Genomic DNA, 18396 nt, shown 5'->3' on the forward strand with positions numbered 1-18396 from the left:
GGAGCTTGGGGCCTTAGCTGGGATCGGGTTTGCGGGCCTTGCGACCAGTTTTGGCCAGCCGCTTCGCCTCGGCGGCGGCTCTGGCCTCCGCCTGCTCCTTCTCGGCGAACTCGACCTCGATCTTGTCGTCGTCGATCGGCCATGCGTCGGTCTTCTTGACCTTGACCTCGGCGCGCGGCGTCGAGGGGATTTCTATGTGCTCGGCGTCAAAAGCATCGAGAACGGCAAAGCGGATATCGTTCTGAACGATGGCGCCGTTCAGCACATCGGCCAGGAACACGCGGATCTCGAACTCGAGTGCTGCCGGCCCGAAATTGGTGAACAGCACGAAGGGTTCCGGGTTCTTCAGCACCAGCGCATGGCCGCGCGCAATCTCAAGCAGAACCGCGTGTACCCGCTTGACGTCGCTGCCATAGGCGACCCCGACCTTGATCTCCACACGTCCGAGCTTGTTGCGGTGCGTCCAGTTGCCGACGGCGTTGTTGATGAGGTTCGAATTGGGCAGGATCACCGATTGCCGCTGGAAGGTCTCGATTTCGGTGGCGCGCACGCTGATCTTCTTGACCGTGCCTGATGTGTCGCCAGCGACGATCCAGTCGCCGACCTTGAACGGCCGCTCGGCGAGCAGGATCAGGCCGGACACGAAGTTGGACACGACATTTTGCAGGCCAAAGCCGATACCCAGCGAGAGTGCGCCGGCAACGAGCGCCAAATTGGAGAGATCGATGCCCGCCGCCGAGATGCCAACGAGGCCGGCGAGCGCGACGCCGGCATAGCCGACCGCCAGCCGGATCGAGTTGCGCACGCCGGTATCGACCTTGCCGCGCGCCATCACCGAGCCGTCGAGCCAGCCCTGGAACCAGCGGGTCAGGAAATAGCCGATGATGAAGACGACGATGCCGGTGAGGATGCCGGTGACCGAGATCGTCACCGAACCGATGGTGACGCCTGTCGCCAATTTATAGCCCCAGGCCTGGATATCGCCGGGCTGGAAGCCCCACATCAACAGGATCAGCGGCAGGAACACCAGCACGATCATCAGGTTGATGGCAACGCTGACGACGAGGCCGAGTCGGTCGAGCGCGGTGTCCTCATAGCTGGAATTGGTCTTCAGCCAGCGCCCGATGGACGTGCCGGCGAAACCACCCTCCTCGCCGATCTCGCGCGCCGACAGGAAGCCGATATAGGCGGTGAGCAGGATGGTGCCGGTGACCACGACCTGCAACGAGACGAAGATGGCAAGACCGATATAGCCGAACAGTGCCGCCGCAATCGTGAACAGGCCGAGCGCGACACAGGTGTAGCGCAGCCAGGCCGGCCAGGGGCGCCAGCGCCCGTCGGCGTCCTTGTAAGGCTTCAGCAGCGCCATAAGGATCAGGATGACGCCCACGATGACGGTGGCGACAAAACTCCTGGCCACCGTCAGCGACAGGGGCGAGCCCATCTTGTCGTTGACGATCGACAGGAAATTGTTGATGCCGATGACGACTGCCATGGCCGTCGTCAGCCGCACCAGCCAACGCGCCGGGCCGGTCTCGACCTGGATCAGGCGCCAGTTCGGCATGCTGGGCGACAGAGCCGCATTGGTCAGGCGGTTGACACAGAACACTATGGCGATGACGGCTGCCAGCGCGTTGAGGAAAACGCCTATGTCGCCGCGCAGCACATTGTAGTAGTTGTACAGGAACACCGTCGAGGCGAGGAAGGCGCTGACCGCCAGCGTCGGCAGCAAAGTCGACCAGAACGCCACCGACAGGCGACTGAGATATGTCGGATCTTCAACCGACGCGTCGGGCTCGAAGATGCGCCCAAACAGGCGGCGCCCACCGACCAGAAGCACCACCGCCAAAGCAAGCGCCATGAGGGTCGCCGCGAGCATCGCCTGGAACTTGAACTTGAAGGCAAAGCTCAGCCACGATGACACCGCCCTGTAGAAGTTGGCGTATTCGTCCCTTGCGTCGGAAAACACCTGGGGGCTCAGTGCATCGGACAACACATAGCGCTTGGTCAGCCCGCTGCGAAACAGCTCGCTGCGCATGTTGCCGATCTTCTCGATCAGCGCATTGATGCGGATCGACAGGTTCTGCGCGCCGGCGATGACGGCGTTGATCTCCGCCTTTTCCGACGCCAGCGCCTGGCGCTCGCCGGTCACGATGTCCGGTTCAGGGGGCTGTCCGGCAGCCGGCGGTGCGCCAAGCTGCTCAAGCCTCGAATTGATCTCTCCCAGCCGCGAACGAAACGCCAGCGCGCTGTTCAGCGCAGCGCGCGACAGCTCTTCCAGCTGCAGGCGGATTTCGACAAGGGTGGTGTCGTCGACGCCGTCCTCCTGGACTTTCTTCTCCAGAGCGTCGGTCTTCGTCGTCAAACCCTGCAGGATTTTCTGCTGGTCGGCGACCAGCCCGGCAGGCGCCTGGCCCAGCCCCTGCGCCATGGCGCCGAACGAATGCGGCGCCAAGGCAACGAGCGCTAGGACCAGGATCAGGCGAAAGAAGCGAAAAAACATAATGGTGGCGACTCAAAGGGCGGCAAAGGCCGCCTCTAAAGCGGTCCTTGATAGAGACGCTCATCCCGTGGGGCAAGTCGTGGTGAAGTCATGGCAGGTGTCGCCTTGCGGGAGTCGGCCAGTCGAAAAGCCATGGCGCAATCTTGGCTTTGCGCCCGCCGCCTGCTCTATAGTCTGCCGCATCGCACCCGAGCCGGAAGGTTTCAGGTCTGTCCGACCTGAAACCTTCCGGCTCTAGAAATCAAAGATATAGAGCATGATGTCGTCCGAAAACCGCTTCACACTTTTCGGCATCATGCTCTAGGGATGACATGAAGAATGGCGGAATATTCAGCCCTTTCGCTTCTCACGAACGCGCTCAAGGGAAACAAGGACTGGAAGCCGGCCTGGCGCAAGCCCGACCCCAAGGCTTCCTATGACGTCATCATCATCGGTGGCGGCGGCCACGGCCTGTCGACGGCGTACTATCTGGCCAAGGAGCACGGCATCACTAACGTCGCGGTGCTGGAAAAGGACTGGCTGGGTTCCGGCAATGTCGGCCGTAACACCACGGCGGTGCGCTCCAACTACCTTTTGCCGTCCAACACCCGCTTCTACGAACATTCGATGAAGATGTGGGAGAACCTTTCGCACGACCTCAACTACAACGTCATGTTCTCGCAGCGCGGCTGCCTGAACCTGGCTCACACGCCGGGCCAGTTCGACGACTTGGCAAGGCGCGGCAACGCCATGCGCCACCTCGGCGTCGATGCCGAGCTGATGAGCACCGCCGAGATCGCGCGCCTGGTCCCGGCGCTGGACATGTCGGCCTCCGCGCGCTTTCCCATCGTCGGCGGCCTGATGCAGCCGCGCGCCGGCACCGCCCGTCACGATGCGGTTGCCTGGGGCTATGCCCGCGGCGCCGACCGACGCGGCGTCGACATCGTCGAGAATTGCGAGGTCACCGGCTTCCTGCGCGACGGCGACCGCATCACCGGCGTGCAGACGACGCGCGGAGAGATCCGCGGCAAGAAAGTTGCCGTGGCCGTTGCCGGCAGCACCGGACGGGTGATGCAGCTTGCCGGCATCGACAGGATGCCGATCGAGAGCCATGTGCTGCAGGCCTTCGTGACAGAGTCGCTGAAACCGTTCTGCAACACGGTCCTGACCTTCGGCATGGGCCATTTCTATATGTCGCAGTCCGACAAGGGCGGCCTTGTCTATGGCGGCGATATCGACGGCTACAACAGCTACGCCCAGCGCGGTAATCTGCCCATCGTTGACGAGGTGATGAGCGAGATGCTGGCGCTGTTTCCCGGCCTTGCGCGTGTACGCATGCTGCGCTCCTGGGGCGGCGTCTGCGACATGTCGATGGACGGTTCGCCGATCATCACCACCGGCCCGCTGCCGGGCATGTATCTCAATTGCGGCTGGTGCTATGGCGGCTTCAAGGCGACGCCGGCCTCGGGCTGGTGCTTTGCCTACACCATCGCCAAGGACGAGCCGCACGCGCTCAACGCGCCGTTCACGCTCGACCGTTTTTATCGCGGCCTGGTGATCGACGACAAGGGCCAGGGCGCAACGCCCCGGCTGCATTAGGGTTCAAACAAATGCTTATCACTTGTCCCTATTGCGGCCCGCGCGACGTCATCGAGTTCACCTATCAGGGCGATGGCAACCGCGAGCGCCCGCAGCCCAACTCGCAGGACCTCGACGCCTGGAACGCCTATGTCTACGACCGCCTGAACCCGGCCGGCGACCACAATGAGATCTGGCAGCATTCCGGCGGCTGCCGCACCCATCTGAGGATGGTGCGCAACACGGTCACGCATGAGATTTCCGGCACCGGTTTTGCGCGCGGCGACCATAATGCCGCCGCCCGGCACAAGGCCGGAGGGAAGTCGTGAGCCCGCGCCGCACCGAGACCGGCGGCCGCGTCGACCGCATGCGCACCATCCGCTTCACCTTCGACGGCACGCCCTACACCGGCCATGCCGGCGACACGCTGGCCTCGGCACTGCTTGCCAACGGCGTGACGCTTTTCGGCCGCTCGTTCAAATACCACCGCCCGCGCGGCCTGCTCTCGGCCGGCGTCGAGGAGCCGAACGCGCTGGTCACGGTGCTGCGCGGCGAAGTGCGCGAGCCCAACATCGCCGCAACCATGGTCGAGATCTATGACGGGCTGGTGGCCGTCAGCCAGAACCGCTTTCCCTCGCTCGCCTGGGACATCAACGCCGTCAACCAGCTCGGCGGCAAGATCCTGGCCGCCGGCTTCTACTACAAGACCTTCATGGGCCCTGTCTTCGGCCCCTTGAAAGGCACCCGCTTCTGGATGTTCTGCGAGCATTTCATCCGCCGCGCCGCCGGCCTGGGCCGCGCCGGTATTGCCGCCGACACCTCGCGCTACGAGCGCATGAACGCGTTTTGCGACGTGCTGGTGGTCGGCTCCGGCCCGGCCGGCCTGTCGGCCGCCAAGGCCGCTGCCGACCAGGGCGCGCGGGTCATCCTGGCCGAACTCGAGCCGCGTTTCGGCGGCTCGGCCAACTGGTCCGGCGAGGCCATCGACGGCGCGCCGGCCGCCGACTGGGCGGCGCGCACCGTCAGCCAACTCGAAGGCCATGACACGGTCCGCCTGCTGCCGCGCACCACGGTGTGGGGCTATTACGACGGCAACACGCTGGCGGCACTCGAGCGCGTCACCGACCATAAGGAGACGCCCGGCAAGGGCGAGCCTCGCCATCGCTACTGGGCGATCCGCGCCAAAACGGTGGTGCTGGCCACCGGCTCTTTCGAGCGGCCGCTTGTGTTCCCCGGCAATGACCGGCCGGGCGTCATGCTGGCGCATGCCGCCGAGCGCTATGTTAGTGATTATGGCGTGCTGCCCGGCGACAGGGTCGCGCTGTTCACCAACAATGACAGCGCCTATCGCTCGGCGCTGGCGCTGAGGAAGGCGGGCGCGGCTATTGTCGCCATCATCGACGTGCGCCCCGAGCTTTCGGCCGAGATGCGCAGCCTCGCCACCGAGGCCGAAGCCGAAATCCTCTCCGGCCATGCCGTGGTCGCCACCGAGGGCGGCAAGGCGCTCTCCGGCCTCAAGGTGCAGCGCTTCGACATGAACTCGGGCACGCTCAGCGGTGATGCCCGCAGCATCCATGCCAATTGCCTGCTGATGTCGGGCGGCTGGTCGCCGACCATCCACCTCGCCAGCCAGGCTGGCGCGAGAGCCGAGTGGAATCCTGCCCGCCAGGCCTTCCTGCCGCCAAAGCAAACGCAACAGCACTGGCCAAATCAGCAATGGATTGGTGCGGGTGCTTTCAACGGAAGCTTCTCGACCATCGAAGCGATCACTGAGGGCCGCGCAGCCGGCCTGTCGGCAGCGGGCGGAGCGGCTGCGCCGGCAGCCTTGCCGGATGTCGAAGTAGCCCCGGGAAACCCAGATCCGGCCCCGGTGTTCGAGATCAAGGCGAAAGGCAAAAGCTTCGTCGACTTCCAGCATGATGTCACCGCCGAGGACGTGCGGCTGGCGCATCGCGAGGGTTTTGTCTCGGTCGAGCACCTGAAGCGCTACACCACGCTCGGCATGGCGACCGACCAGGGCAAGAACTCCAACGTTCCGGGTCTCGCCATCATGGCCGAGGCGTTGGGCAAGCCGATCCCCGAAGTCGGCACAACCCGCTTCCGCCCTCCCTACTCCGCGGTGTCGATTGGCTCGCTCGCGGCCGAGCGTTTCGGCGATCTGAAGCCGGAGCGGCTGACGCCGATGCATGACTGGCACCTCGCCAATGGTGCGACCATGTATTCCGCCGGGCTCTGGTATCGGCCAATGATCTACGGCCTTGCCGGCGAGACGGTCGAACAGGCCTATGTCCGTGAAGCCAGGGCGACGCGCGAAAGTGCCGGCATTGTCGACGTCTCGACGCTGGGCAAGATCGCCGTGCAGGGACCGGATGCCGGTGAATTCCTCGACCGCGTCTACACCAACATGTTTTCTACCCTCCCCGTCGGCAAGGCCCGCTACGGCCTGATGCTGCGCGAGGATGGGCTGGCCTTCGACGACGGCACCACCTGGCGGCTTGGCGAACAGGATTTCCTGATGACGACCACCACGGCCAACGCCGGCAAGGTGATGCAGCATCTGGAATATTTCCTCGACGTCATCTGGCCGGAGCTCAAAGTGCATGTCACCTCGGTAACCGACGAATGGGCGGGCGCGGCCATCGGCGGGCCGAAGGCGCGGGCCATCCTCGCCGCCTGTGTCACCGGCACCGCCGTCGACAACACTGCCCTGCCCTTCATGGGCATCGTGCGCGGCGAGATATCAGGCGTGCCGGTGATGATTTGCCGGCTGTCCTTCTCCGGAGAAATGGCCTTCGAGGTCTATTGCGGCGCCGGCTACGGCACCCATGTCTGGCAAGCCCTTGTCGAAGCCGGCAAGCCGTTCGGCCTGGTCACCTACGGGCTGGAGGCGTTGGGCACGATGCGCATCGAAAAGGGCCATGTCACCGGCGCGGAGATCGACGGCCGCACCACGGCGCGCGACCTGCATCTCGACTGGATGCTGTCGAAGAAGAAGCCGTTCATCGGCTCGGCGATGATGGACCGCGAAGGCCTGATCGCGCCCGAGCGGCTGCAGCTGGTCGGCCTGGTCTCGCTCGACAATCGGCCGTTCAATGGCGGAGCCCACCTCGTCGAGGAACTGGACGAAGCCAATCCGCACGACTCCATCGGCCATATCACCGCCTGCTGCTACTCGCCGGCGCTGGGCAAGCACATCGCGCTGGCTTTGGTCGAGGGCGGCAAGGCGCGCCATGGCACCCGGGCATTCGTCTCCGATCCGCTGCGCAAGCGGTTCGGGCCGGTCGAAATCGTCTCCAACCATTTCTACGACCCGGACGGGAGCCGCATGCATGGCTGAGCGCCAATCACGTGAACGCCAGCCACCCGAGCGGCTCTCGCCGCTCGAGCCGGTGTTCCATCCGGGTTCGCACGGCAACTTCGAGCATGGCGTCGATGTCATTCTGACCGAAATCAGGCCAGGCTCGATTCTGCAGCTGGCCGCATGGCCGGGCGCGGAAAAGCAGCTGATCGAAGCGATCCGCAAGGTCACCGGCCTCGATTTGCCCGATGGCGCCGGCGGCGGCGTTGCCAAGGACGGCAAGGCCGTGTTCGGTTTCGCGCCTGGAAAATTCACCGTCGTCGACGATGCCGAGGGCCTGGCGGCGAGTTTTGCCGGGGACGTAACCCCGGCAATCGGCACGATCACCGACCTGTCGCATGGCCGCACCGCTATCCGCATCGCCGGCCCTAAGGCCGAATGGGTGCTGGCGAAATTCTTCGCCATCGACTTCGCCCTACCTGCCTTCCCCATAGGCGCCGGCCGTTCGACCACCCATCACGACGTCTTTGCGCAGATCCAACGCACCGGCGCCGACCAGTTCGATACCTATGTCTTCCGCTCCTTCGCCCGCTCGTTCTGGAAGGCGCTCTGCCATGCCAGCGAGGAAGTCGGCTACGAGGTGCAGTAGCCGTGCCGCCTTCCGCCACTGGCATCAAGGCCAGCCGGCTCTGCCGCTAGAGAATCCCGCGCTAGACGCCCATGATGGATAAACGTGGCCGCCCAACCGGTCCAAAGGGGGTCTGGAAACCCCTTCTTTAGAGTCGGCATCCTCGTTTGGTTCGAACATCCCCATGACCGCAGAACTATCCGCCGGCGCCACGGATCGCGCCGATGTGTCGGCCAGAGCCTTGCTCCTGCTACCGCTGACGGTCGCCTGCGGCGTGTTCATGACCAGCCTCGACCAGAATGTCGTGGTCACCGCCCTGCCCGGTATCAGCGACAGCCTCGGCCGGCCGCCGAGCCAGCTCGGCCTGTTGATCACCGTCTATGTCGCCAGCCTGATCATCTCGATGCCGCTCGGCGGCTGGGCGGCCGACCGCTTCGGCTTGCGCAGCGTCTACTGCTTCGCCTTGCTGGTGTTCGCCGCGTCATCGGCGCTGTGCGGCCTGTCCAACGACATCTGGACGCTGGTCGGCGCCCGCGCGCTGCAAGGCTTCGGCGGCGCCTTGATGGGGACGCTCGGCCAGGTCGTCATCCTGTCGACCTTCCCGCGCAGCCGCACGCTGAAGATCAACATGTATATTTCGCTTGCCGGCCAGTCCGGACCGCTGGTCGGCCCGCTCGTCGGCGGCGCGCTGACGACTTATATCTCCTGGCGCTGGATCTTCTTCATCAACGTGCCGTTCGCGCTGGCGGCGGCCGTGCTTGCCGCCTCGCTGTTTCCGACCGTTACCAAACCGGTGCGCACGCAGTTCGATTTTCCGGGCTTCCTGCTGGTCGGCAGCGGCATGGTCCTGCTGGTCTTCGGCATGGATTCGCTTGCGGCCAAAGACGCCGCCGGCAGCATGATCGCGGCCGAGCTGACGCTGGCGATCGTCATCCTGACGCTTGCCTCCTTCCACTGCCTGCGCGCCCGCAACCCTTTGCTTGACCTGAAACTCCTGCACATCCGCACCTTTCGCATCTCCTTCCTCACCGGTGGTGGGCTGGACACGATCGGCCTGAGCTCGGTCGTTTTCCTTTTGCCGCTGATGTTCCAGCTCGGCTTCGGCATGAGCGCGGTGCAGGCGGGATCGCTGACTTTCGTTGCCGCAATCGGCTCGCTGATCATGCGTGTCTTCATGCCGCGCCTGCTCAACCGTTTCGGCTTTCGCCGCGTACTGGTCGTCAACACGCCGATCGTTGCTGCCATGGTAGCGGGCTTCGCCTTGATTGAGGCGACCACGCCGGTCTGGATTGTGCTAGCCTATATCTTCGCCTTCGGCGTTCTGCGCTCGGCGCAGTGGGCTTCGACCGGCAACCTCGCCTATTCCGACATCGCGCCCGACCAGCTCGCCCGCTTCAGCGCACTCTACTACATACTGTGGCAGTTGGGGGTGGCGATCAGCGTCGGCCTGGCGGCGGCGCTGTTGTCGTTCCTGGCTGGCGGCGGGCCGGCGGTGACCAACGATTTCCGCATCCTGTTCGTGGTCGAGGGCGTCATCACGCTGTGCGCGCTGATCGCCTATCTCAGACTGACACCGCAGGACGGCGCCCATGTCAGCGGCCATGGCGCGCAGATGAACGTGGAATAAGGCGCCGTTAGCCGAGCCCTATTCGCTGAACGTCACCCACTCTTCCAGCGGCACGCGGTCGGTGCGGAAGTCGTTTTCGGGCTTGGAGGTGTCCTCGAGGCCTAGCGCCATGCCGCAGACGACGATCTCCTCGTCGGGAATGTTGAGCACCGGCCGGATCTGCCGGTGATAGGGCGCGAAGGCGGCCTGCGGGCAGGTGTGCAGGCCCCTGCCTCGCGCCGCCACCATGATGTTCTGCAGGAACATTCCGTAGTCGATCCACGAGCCTTGGTTCAGCCGCCGGTCTATGGTGAAGATCATGCCGACCGGCGCGTCGAAGAAGACGAAGTTGCGGTCGTGCTGGGCGCGCATCTTGTCGACCTCGCGGCGACCGATGCCGAGTGCCCCGTAGAGCCCGAAACCGTTGGCGCGGCGGCGGGTGAGATACGGCTCGAAGAACTGGGTGGGGTAATAGCGATACTCGTCCCAATCGGCCTTTTCGGCGCGGATACCGGAATTCAGGATGGCATCGGTGATCTGCTGCTTGACCTCGCCCTTGACGACATAGACCCGCCAGGGCTGCATATTGGTGCCCGAAGGCGCGCGCGCGGCGACGCCAAGAATGGCTCGGATCGTCTCGTCATCGACCATGTCGGGCAGGAAGGCGCGCACTGAACGGCGCGAGATGATCGCCTCGTCGACAACAGCCGCGTTATGCGCTGCCAGGCCGTTTTTTTCCAGCATGGGCCGTCCCTTTGCGCACACTTCGAAAGCCGAACCGGCTATCGGAGAAGACCTTGCGCAGATTTCAATCCTTGGTCGCCGACCCGCATTCCCACACCCGCCGCTCGTGCCAGAGCCTTTGCATGAACCGCCAAAATGGCGCAAGCAAATCTTGTGTGCCCATGAAAATCCGCTTGATTTTTTCACGGACATGAGCTCTCATGAAATTCATTTTCAGATTTTCATCAAGTGAGCGTTTTGGCCCCAGCTATTCCCAAAACATTGCAGGGACCTGACGAGCGCCTGCTGGCGAGCGACATCCGTGCGCTGCGCAAGGCGCGTGGTCTGACGCTGGCTGAGATCGCGCTGAAGCTTGGCCGCTCTGTCGGCTGGGTCAGCCAGGTCGAGCGCGGCCTGTCGATTCCTTCGCTCGGCGACCTCAGGGCCTTCGCCGATTTATTCGGCGTGCCGCTCAGCCTGTTCTTCAGCCACGACGTGCCGATCGAAAAGGAGCGCGGCGTTGTAGTGCGCGCCGGCAGCCGGCGCACGCTTGGCACAAGCGAATCCGGCCTGGTGGAGGAGCTTCTGTCGCCCGATCTCGGCGGCAGTTTCGAGATGGTGCGTTCGATCTTCGCGCCGGGCGCCGAGATGAAGAGCGAGCAGCTGCGGCCGACCGAGGAAGCCGGCTACATCGCCTCTGGCATTTTCGAGATCGAGATCGCCGGCGTCTGGCACCGTCTTGTCGAAGGCGATTCCTTCCGCTTCGAGCGCAAACCGTACCGCTGGCGCAATCCCGGCAGCGAGCCGGCCGTGGTCATCTGGGTGGTTTCGCCGCCTGTTTATTGAATGCATGTCGCCCAAAGTGTGCAGCGGTTTGGGAAACGACATGCATCAAGCAAAAAGATAGAAGCGCAGCGGGCTTCAGGTTTGGGAGAAGAATATGGCCGGTTTGCCGACCACGGCACGCGTGGTGATCATCGGAGGCGGTGTCGTCGGCACCTCCTCGCTCTACCACCTTTGCAAGGCGGGCTGGACCGATTGCGTGCTGCTCGAAAAGAACGAGCTGACATCGGGCTCGACCTGGCATGCCGCCGGCAACGTGCCGACCTTCTCGTCGTCCTGGTCGCTGATGAACATGCAGCGCTATTCGACCGAGCTTTATCGCGGTCTCGCCGACGTGGTCGACTATCCCATGAACTACCACGTTACCGGCTCGCTCCGCCTCGCCCACACCAAGGAGCGCATGCAGGAGTTCCAGCGCGCCAAGGGCATGGGCCGCTACCAGGGCATGGACATCGACATCGTCGGCCCCGACGAGATCAAGCGCCGCTATCCCTTCATCGAGACGCATGAATTGAAAGGCGCGCTCTATGATCCAAACGACGGCGACATCGACCCCGCGCAGCTGACGCAGGCACTTGCCAAGGGTGCGCGCGACATGGGGGCAAAGATCATCCGCTTCTGCCCAACCACGGGCGTGCGCCGTGAGAACGACGAATGGGTGGTTGTCACCCCGCAAGGCGAGATCCGTTGCGAGATCGTCGTCAACGCCGCCGGCTACCGAGCCGCGGAAGTCGGCAAAATGTTCGGCCGCGACGTCCCGATGATGGTGATGAGCCATCAGTACATCTTGTTCGAGGAAATCCCCGAACTGGTGGCGTGGTCGAAGGAGCAGGGCAAGAAGCTGCCGCTGCTGCGCGACGTCGACACCTCCTACTATCTGCGCCAGGAAAAGAACGGCATGAATCTCGGTCCCTATGAGCGCAATTGCCGCGCGCATTGGGCAACCCACAACGACCCGATGCCGGAGGACTTTTCCTTCCAGCTCTTCCCCGACGATCTCGACCGTCTCGAGCACTACCTTGCCGATGCCGTAGCCCGCGTGCCGATCCTGGGCACTGCCGGCCTGTCCAAGGTGATCAACGGGCCGATCCCTTACGCGCCGGACGGCAATCCGCTGATCGGTCCGATGCCCGGCGTTCCCAACGCGTTCGAGGCCTGTGTCTTCACCTTCGGCATCGCCCAGGGCGGCGGCGCCGGCAAGGTGCTGGCCGAGTGGATCACCGAGGGCCAGACCGAATGGGACATGTGGTCTTGCGATCCGCGCCGTTTCACCAGCTTTGCGGCCGCCCCCGACTATAGCGTCGCCAAGGGCATGGAGATCTACGGCAACGAATACGCCATCCAGTTCCCGCGCCATGCCTGGCCGGCCGGGCGCGACCGCAAGCTGTCGCCGATCCACGATCGCATCAAGGCGCTCGGCGCCCAGTTCGACGCCTATAATGGCTGGGAGCGTGCCACCTGGTATGCGCAACCCGGTGACGACACGTCGGAAGAAGCAACACTCACCTTCCGCCGCGACGGGCCGTGGCAGCACCGCGTGCGCGAAGAATGCTTGGCGGTGCGCGACGCCGCCTGCATTCTCGACCTGCCCGGCTTCTCGCGCTTCAACCTCGAAGGTCCTGGCGCAGCCGAATGGCTGGCACTGCAGGTCACCGGTCTGGTGCCCAAGCCCGGCCGAATCGGCCTCGCCTATTTCGCCGACGACAAGGGCCGCATCGTCACCGAGATGTCGGTGGTGCGCCATGGCGAAGAGCAGATGACGCTGATCACCGCGGCGGTAGCGCAGTGGCACGATTTCGAATGGCTGAAGTCGCGCCTGCCGAAGGACGCAGCTTTCACCCTCACCGACAGGACCGAAGACTATTCGACGCAAATTCTCGCCGGTCCCAATTCGCGCAAGATCCTGGCCGAGGTCTGTGGCGCGGATCTCTCGCTGCCCTGGCTGACGCATCAGGAAACCACCATCGCCGGCCGCTGGGCGAAGCTGGTGCGGGTATCCTTCGCCGGCGAACTCGGCTGGGAAATCCACACCAAGGTGGGAGACACCGCCGCCATCTTCGACGCCATCTGGGCGGCGGGACAAAAACACGGTCTGAAACCGTTCGGCATGTATGCGCTGGATTCGCTGCGCCTCGAAAAGGGCTACCGGACCTGGAAGGGCGACCTGTCGACCGACTATACGGTCCTGCAGGGCGGGCTCGAGCGCTTCGTCAAATGGGACAAGCCCGACTTCCGCGGCAAGGCAGCCCTGCAGAACGAAAAGCAGCAAGGCGTGAAGAAGCGCTTCGTCACGCTGGTGGTCGAAAACCCAGGCGATTGCGACGCGCCGTCCGTGTCGACGCTCTGGCATGACGGCAAGATCGTCGGCGAGACGACATCGGGCGGCTGGGGTCATCGCATCGGTAAATCGATCGCGCTCGGCATGCTGCGCGCCGACCTGGCTGAACCCGATACCGCGATCGAGATTGAAATTTTTGGCGATCGTTTCAAGGCAGTCGTGCAGAAAGACGAGCCGCTGTGGGATCCGAAAAACGAAAGACTGAGAGCATGAAGAAAGTCATTCTCACCGATGGCGGCGTGGGCCAGGAACTGGTCCGCCGCAGCAGCTCCGAGCCGACGCCGCTCTGGTCGGCCAGGGTGCTGATCGACGAGCCGGATCTGGTGCGTGACCTGCATGCCGAATTCATCCGGGCCGGCGCTCGCGTCATCACCATCAACACCTATTCGGCAACGCCGGAGCGGCTCGCGCGGGAAGGAGCAGAAGACCTCTTCAAGCCCTTGCAAAAGCGCGGCATCGAATTGGCAAGACAGGCACGCGACGAGGCAGGCGATGCAGCGATCGCCGGCTGCCTGTCACCGCTGTTCGGCAGCTATGCGCCGGCGCTGACCATATCGTTCGAGGAGACGCTGGACATCTATCGCCGCATCGTCGCCGAGCAGGCCGATGGCGTCGACCTGTTCCTGTGCGAGACCATGGCCTCAGCCGAGGAAGGCCGTGCGGCCGTTACCGCTGCGTCGGAAAGCGGCAAACCTGTCTGGGTGTCTTGGACGCTCGCCGATCACGGCGCGCCGCGGCTGCGCAGCGGCGAAACAATAGCGGCAGCGGCGGACGCCCTCGACGGCCTGACGGTTGCAGCGCGCCTGGTGAATTGCTGCCGGCCAGAAGCTATCGCCGCGGCACTGCCCGAATTGATTGCCCTCGGCGGCCCGGTCGGCGCCTATGCCAATGGCTTCACCTCTGTCGAAGCGCTCAAGCATGGCGGAACGGTCGAAGTGCTGCACGCACGCCACGACCTTGATCCGGATGCTTATGCCGACCAGGCGCTCGGCTGGGTCGCCGCTGGCGCCACCATCGTCGGCGGCTGCTGCGAAGTCGGCCCTGCCCACATCGCCGCGTTGCGCGACCAGCTGGAACAGGCCGGCCACGAAATCTCGGGAGTATCCTGATGCCCAGACCCTCATCGCGCATTTCCGGCATCGTGCCTTCGGGCAAGGATGGCTGGGAGGTCCACACCGAGGCCTGGGCCCGCAAGGAGGCCGGACAGGACATCATCATGCTGTCGGTCGGCGACCATGATTTCGATACGCCGAGCCAGACGATCGAAGCCTGCGTGACGGCGGTTCGCGGCAGCAACCATCACTACACCCCGCTGTCCGGCGTTCCGCGCCTTCGCAGGGCGATGGCGGCGGCCTCGACCGCCTGCACCGGGGTCGAGACGAGCCCCGACCAGGTGATCGCCACGCCGGGCGGTCAGGCCGCCCTTTACGCTGCCGTGCAGGCCGTTCTCGACCAGGGCGACCACGCCATCGTGGTGGCGCCCTACTACGCGACTTATCCCAACACGTTCAGCGCCGCCGGCGCCAGCTTCACCGTCGTCGAGACACCGGCCGAAGACGGTTTCCAGCCGCACGCCGAGATGATCCGCGCGGCGCTCAAGCCCAACACGCGCGCCATTTTGATCAACACGCCGAACAACCCGACCGGCGCCGTCTATTCGCGTGAGCGTCTGGAAGAGCTGGCCGAGATCTGCCGCGAGCACGATCTCTGGCTGCTGTCGGACGAGGTCTACTGGACGCTCGGCGGCGGCGAGCACATCTCGCCGCGCGGCCTGCCCGGCATGGCCGAGCGCACGCTGGTCATCAATTCGATGTCCAAGAGCCACGGCATGACCGGCTGGCGCATGGGCTGGCTGACCGGCCCGACGCAGATGATCACGCTGTTGACCAATCTCAATCTGGTGACGACCTACGGCCTGCCGGCCTTCATCTCGATCGCCTGCGCCGAGGCGCTGGAGAACCGCTATGGCGTGAAAGAGATCGCCGAACGCTATGCGGCGCGCCGCACCGTCCTGCTCGACGCCGTGCGCGGCATGAACAATATCAGCGTGCACGGCTCGGAGGGCGGCATGTATGTCATGCTCGACATCTCCGCCGTCGAGCCCGACGACGAGAAATTCGCCTGGGCCTTTCTCGACCAGGAGAGTGTCGGCGTCATGCCGGGTTCCAGCTTCGGCAAGGCCGCTGCCGGCCACATCCGCATCAGCCTCTGCCAACCGGAGCCGGTGCTTCAGGAAGCCGCAAAACGCCTGCGCCGCTTCGCATCCGGCTATCGCCGCGAGGCCGCATGACCAGAAGCATTCCCACCAAGGCCCGCGCGGTTATTATCGGCGGCGGTGTCTCCGGCTGTTCGGTCGCCTACCACCTGGCCAAGCTCGGCTGGACCGACATCGTGCTGCTCGAACGCAAGCAGCTGACCTCGGGTACGACCTGGCACGCCGCCGGCCTGATCGGCCAGCTGCGCGGCTCGCAGAACATGACGCGGCTGGCGAAATATTCGGCCGACCTCTACGTCAAGCTGGAAGCCGAAACCGAAGTCGGCACCGGCATGCGCCAGGTCGGCTCGATCACCGTGGCGCTGACCGAGGAGCGCAAGCACGAGATTTACCGGCAGGCCTCGCTCGCCCGCGCCTTCGATGTCGATGTGCGCGAGATTTCGCCTGGTGAAGTCAAGGAGATGTACCCGCATCTCAACGTGTCCGATGTGGTCGGCGCCGTGCATCTGCCGCTCGACGGCCAGTGCGATCCGGCCAACATCGCCATGGCGCTGGCCAAGGGCGCCCGCCAGCGCGGCGCCACAGTCGTCGAGAATGTGAAGGTCACCAAGGTCCACACCAAGGCCGGTCGCGTCACCGGCGTGTCGTGGGCGCAAGGCGACGACCAGGGCACGATCGAGGCCGACATCGTCGTCAACTGCGCCGGCATGTGGGCGCGCGAACTCGGCGCCCAGAACGGCGTCACCATCCCGCTGCATGCCTGCGAGCATTTTTATCTCGTCACCGAGCCGATCCCCGGCCTTGGCCGGCTGCCGGTGCTGCGCGTGCCGGATGAGTGCGCCTACTACAAGGAAGACGCCGGCAAGATGATGCTCGGCGCTTTCGAGCCGGTGGCCAAGCCCTGGGGCATGGACGGCATAAGCGAGGATTTCTGCTTCGACCAGTTGCCGGAGGACATGGAGCATTTCGAGCCGATCCTCGAGATGGGCGTCAACCGCATGCCGATGCTGGCAACCGCCGGCATTCACACCTTCTTCAACGGCCCCGAAAGCTTTACCCCCGACGACCGCTACTATCTCGGCGAGGCCCCGGAACTCCGTGGCTACTGGATGGCGACCGGCTACAATTCCATCGGCATCGTCTCGTCCGGCGGCGCCGGCATGGCGCTGGCGCAGTGGATCAATGACGGCGAAGCGCCCTTCGACCTCTGGGAAGTCGACATCCGCCGCGCCCAGCCATTCCAGAAGAACCGTAGGTATCTCAAGGAGCGTGTCTCCGAAACACTCGGCCTGCTCTATGCCGACCATTTCCCCTACCGGCAGATGGCAACGTCCAGGAATGTCAGGCGCTCGCCCCTGCACGAACAGCTGAAGGCGCGCGGCGCCGTGTTCGGCGAAGTCGCCGGCTGGGAGCGCGCCAACTGGTTCGCCCGCGAGGGACAGGAGCGCGAATATCGCTATTCCTGGAAGCGGCAGAACTGGTTCGACAACCAGCGCGAGGAACATCTGGCGGTCCGCAACAAGGTCGCCCTGTTCGACATGACCTCGTTCGGCAAGATCCGTGTCGAAGGCCGCGACGCCTGCGCCTTCCTGCAAAGGCTCTGCGCCAACGACATGGATGGGGCGCCCGGCAAGATCGTCTACACCCAGATGCTCAACCAGCGCGGCGGCATCGAGAGCGATCTGACGGTATCGCGGCTATCTGAGACCGCCTACTTCCTCGTCGTGCCGGGCGCGACGCTGCAACGCGACCTCGCCTGGCTGCGCCGGCATGTCGGCGATGAATTCGTAGTCATCACCGATGTCACCGCTGCCGAGGCGGTGCTCTGCCTGATGGGTCCAGATGCGCGAAAACTGATCCAGAAGGTCAGCCCTAATGATTTTTCCAATGAGAACAATCCGTTCGGCACCTTCCAGGAGATCGAGATCGGCATGGGCCTCGCCCGCGCGCACCGCGTCACCTATGTCGGCGAACTCGGCTGGGAACTTTATGTCTCGACCGACCAGGCGGCCCATGTCTTCGAGGCGATCGATGAGGCGGGCGCGGATGTCGGCCTGCAACTTTGCGGCCTGCATACGCTCGATTCCTGTCGCATCGAAAAGGCGTTTCGGCATTTCGGCCACGACATCACCGACGAGGACAATGTGCTGGAGGCCGGCCTCGGCTTTGCGGTCAAAACCGCCAAGGGCGAGTTCATCGGCCGCGATGCGGTGCTGAAGAGAAAAGAAGCCGGCCTGTCGCGCCGGCTGGTGCAGTTCCGTTTGAAAGACCCTGAACCCCTGCTCTTCCACAACGAGGCGATCCTGCGCGACGGCAAGATCGTCGGCCCGATCACATCGGGGAATTACGGCCACCATCTCGGCGGCGCGATCGGACTGGGCTATGTGCCCTGCCAGGGCGAGAGCGAGGCGGATGTGCTGGCCTCGTCCTACGAGATCGAGATCGCCGGCGAGCGTTTTGCGGCGGAAGCATCGCTGAAGCCGATGTACGATCCCAAGGCGGAACGGACGAGGATGTAGCACCTTTTTACCCTCCCCTTGTGGGGAGGGTCGGCTCGCAGTCGGAGCGAAGCGGCTATTGCGAGACGGGGTGGGGGTGCGCCCTACGAGACCCCCCACCCCGCTTCGCAAAAGCCGCCTTGCGGCATTTGCTGCGCGACCCTCCCCTCAAGGGGGAGGGTGAAGA

At 64.4% G+C, this 18396-nt stretch carries 12 protein-coding genes; 10 read left to right on the plus strand and 2 right to left on the minus strand.

Going from position 1 to position 18396, the window contains the following annotated elements; all coding sequences use genetic code 11:
- Positions 1-13: 13 nt before the first annotated feature.
- Positions 14-2503, minus strand: a complete 2490-nt coding sequence (locus NKI61_RS20745) for a mechanosensitive ion channel family protein (RefSeq protein ID WP_352840583.1) — start codon at positions 2501-2503, stop codon at positions 14-16.
- Between the two features lie 318 nt (positions 2504-2821).
- On the opposite strand from NKI61_RS20745, the gene NKI61_RS20750 reads away from it, so the two are divergent.
- The 5 genes from NKI61_RS20750 (at position 2822) to NKI61_RS20770 (ending at position 9613) form a co-directional block, all read left to right on the plus strand.
- Complete coding sequence (locus NKI61_RS20750) at positions 2822-4081, plus strand: sarcosine oxidase subunit beta family protein (RefSeq protein WP_352840585.1); 1260 nt, start codon at positions 2822-2824, stop codon at positions 4079-4081.
- A gap of 11 nt (positions 4082-4092) precedes the next feature.
- Entirely contained in the window at positions 4093-4389 is a 297-nt protein-coding gene (locus NKI61_RS20755; RefSeq protein WP_023830528.1) for a sarcosine oxidase subunit delta, read from the plus strand.
- Positions 4386-7397, plus strand: a complete 3012-nt coding sequence (locus NKI61_RS20760; RefSeq protein WP_352840587.1) for a sarcosine oxidase subunit alpha — start codon at positions 4386-4388, stop codon at positions 7395-7397. The genes NKI61_RS20755 and NKI61_RS20760 overlap by 4 nt, the downstream gene beginning before the upstream one ends.
- A complete protein-coding gene (locus NKI61_RS20765) occupies positions 7390-8007 on the plus strand; it encodes a sarcosine oxidase subunit gamma (protein ID WP_352840588.1) in 618 nt (205 codons plus the stop codon). The genes NKI61_RS20760 and NKI61_RS20765 overlap by 8 nt, the downstream gene beginning before the upstream one ends.
- Positions 8008-8170: 163 nt before the next feature.
- Complete coding sequence (locus tag NKI61_RS20770) at positions 8171-9613, plus strand: MFS transporter (protein WP_352840590.1); 1443 nt, start codon at positions 8171-8173, stop codon at positions 9611-9613.
- 18 nt (positions 9614-9631) lie between these two features.
- Here NKI61_RS20770 and NKI61_RS20775 read toward each other — a convergent pair whose 3' ends face one another.
- Positions 9632-10336, minus strand: a complete 705-nt coding sequence (locus tag NKI61_RS20775; protein ID WP_023700347.1) for a nitroreductase — start codon at positions 10334-10336, stop codon at positions 9632-9634.
- Positions 10337-10618: 282 nt separating this feature from the next.
- Here NKI61_RS20775 and NKI61_RS20780 point away from each other — a divergent pair, with 282 nt between their 5' ends.
- The 5 genes from NKI61_RS20780 to NKI61_RS20800 all read left to right on the plus strand — a co-directional run bounded on the left by NKI61_RS20780 (position 10619) and on the right by NKI61_RS20800 (position 18230).
- Positions 10619-11161, plus strand: a complete 543-nt coding sequence (locus NKI61_RS20780) for a helix-turn-helix domain-containing protein (RefSeq protein WP_023815506.1) — start codon at positions 10619-10621, stop codon at positions 11159-11161.
- 94 nt (positions 11162-11255) lie between these two features.
- The gene (locus NKI61_RS20785; protein ID WP_352840592.1) at positions 11256-13709 is read left to right on the plus strand and encodes a GcvT family protein; all 2454 of its coding nucleotides are present in this window, start codon (positions 11256-11258) and stop codon (positions 13707-13709) included.
- Positions 13706-14605: a homocysteine S-methyltransferase family protein gene (locus NKI61_RS20790; protein ID WP_352840595.1), complete on the plus strand. Its 900-nt coding sequence runs from the start codon at positions 13706-13708 to the stop codon at positions 14603-14605. Before NKI61_RS20785 ends, NKI61_RS20790 begins: the two co-directional genes overlap by 4 nt.
- Positions 14605-15786: a pyridoxal phosphate-dependent aminotransferase gene (locus tag NKI61_RS20795; RefSeq protein WP_352840597.1), complete on the plus strand. Its 1182-nt coding sequence runs from the start codon at positions 14605-14607 to the stop codon at positions 15784-15786. The genes NKI61_RS20790 and NKI61_RS20795 overlap by 1 nt, the downstream gene beginning before the upstream one ends.
- Complete coding sequence (locus NKI61_RS20800; protein WP_352840599.1) at positions 15783-18230, plus strand: GcvT family protein; 2448 nt, start codon at positions 15783-15785, stop codon at positions 18228-18230. The genes NKI61_RS20795 and NKI61_RS20800 overlap by 4 nt, the downstream gene beginning before the upstream one ends.
- Positions 18231-18396 lie beyond the last annotated feature (166 nt).

Origin of the sequence: Mesorhizobium sp. M0514, from assembly GCF_040321145.1 — a bacterium.
GTDB lineage: Bacteria > Pseudomonadota > Alphaproteobacteria > Rhizobiales > Rhizobiaceae > Mesorhizobium.

What these genes read in the sequence shown, in the direction of transcription:
- NKI61_RS20745 (WP_352840583.1), bottom strand. Translation starts at nt 2,503, where the DNA reads ATGTTTTTTCGCTTCTTTCGCCTGATCCTGGTCCTAGCGCTCGTTGCC.
- NKI61_RS20750 (WP_352840585.1), top strand. Translation starts at nt 2,822, where the DNA reads ATGGCGGAATATTCAGCCCTTTCGCTTCTCACGAACGCGCTCAAGGGA.
- NKI61_RS20755 (WP_023830528.1), top strand. Translation starts at nt 4,093, where the DNA reads ATGCTTATCACTTGTCCCTATTGCGGCCCGCGCGACGTCATCGAGTTC.
- NKI61_RS20765 (WP_352840588.1), top strand. Translation starts at nt 7,390, where the DNA reads ATGGCTGAGCGCCAATCACGTGAACGCCAGCCACCCGAGCGGCTCTCG.
- NKI61_RS20770 (WP_352840590.1), top strand. Translation starts at nt 8,171, where the DNA reads ATGACCGCAGAACTATCCGCCGGCGCCACGGATCGCGCCGATGTGTCG.
- NKI61_RS20775 (WP_023700347.1), bottom strand. Translation starts at nt 10,336, where the DNA reads ATGCTGGAAAAAAACGGCCTGGCAGCGCATAACGCGGCTGTTGTCGAC.
- NKI61_RS20785 (WP_352840592.1), top strand. Translation starts at nt 11,256, where the DNA reads ATGGCCGGTTTGCCGACCACGGCACGCGTGGTGATCATCGGAGGCGGT.
- NKI61_RS20790 (WP_352840595.1), top strand. Translation starts at nt 13,706, where the DNA reads ATGAAGAAAGTCATTCTCACCGATGGCGGCGTGGGCCAGGAACTGGTC.
- NKI61_RS20795 (WP_352840597.1), top strand. Translation starts at nt 14,605, where the DNA reads ATGCCCAGACCCTCATCGCGCATTTCCGGCATCGTGCCTTCGGGCAAG.
- NKI61_RS20800 (WP_352840599.1), top strand. Translation starts at nt 15,783, where the DNA reads ATGACCAGAAGCATTCCCACCAAGGCCCGCGCGGTTATTATCGGCGGC.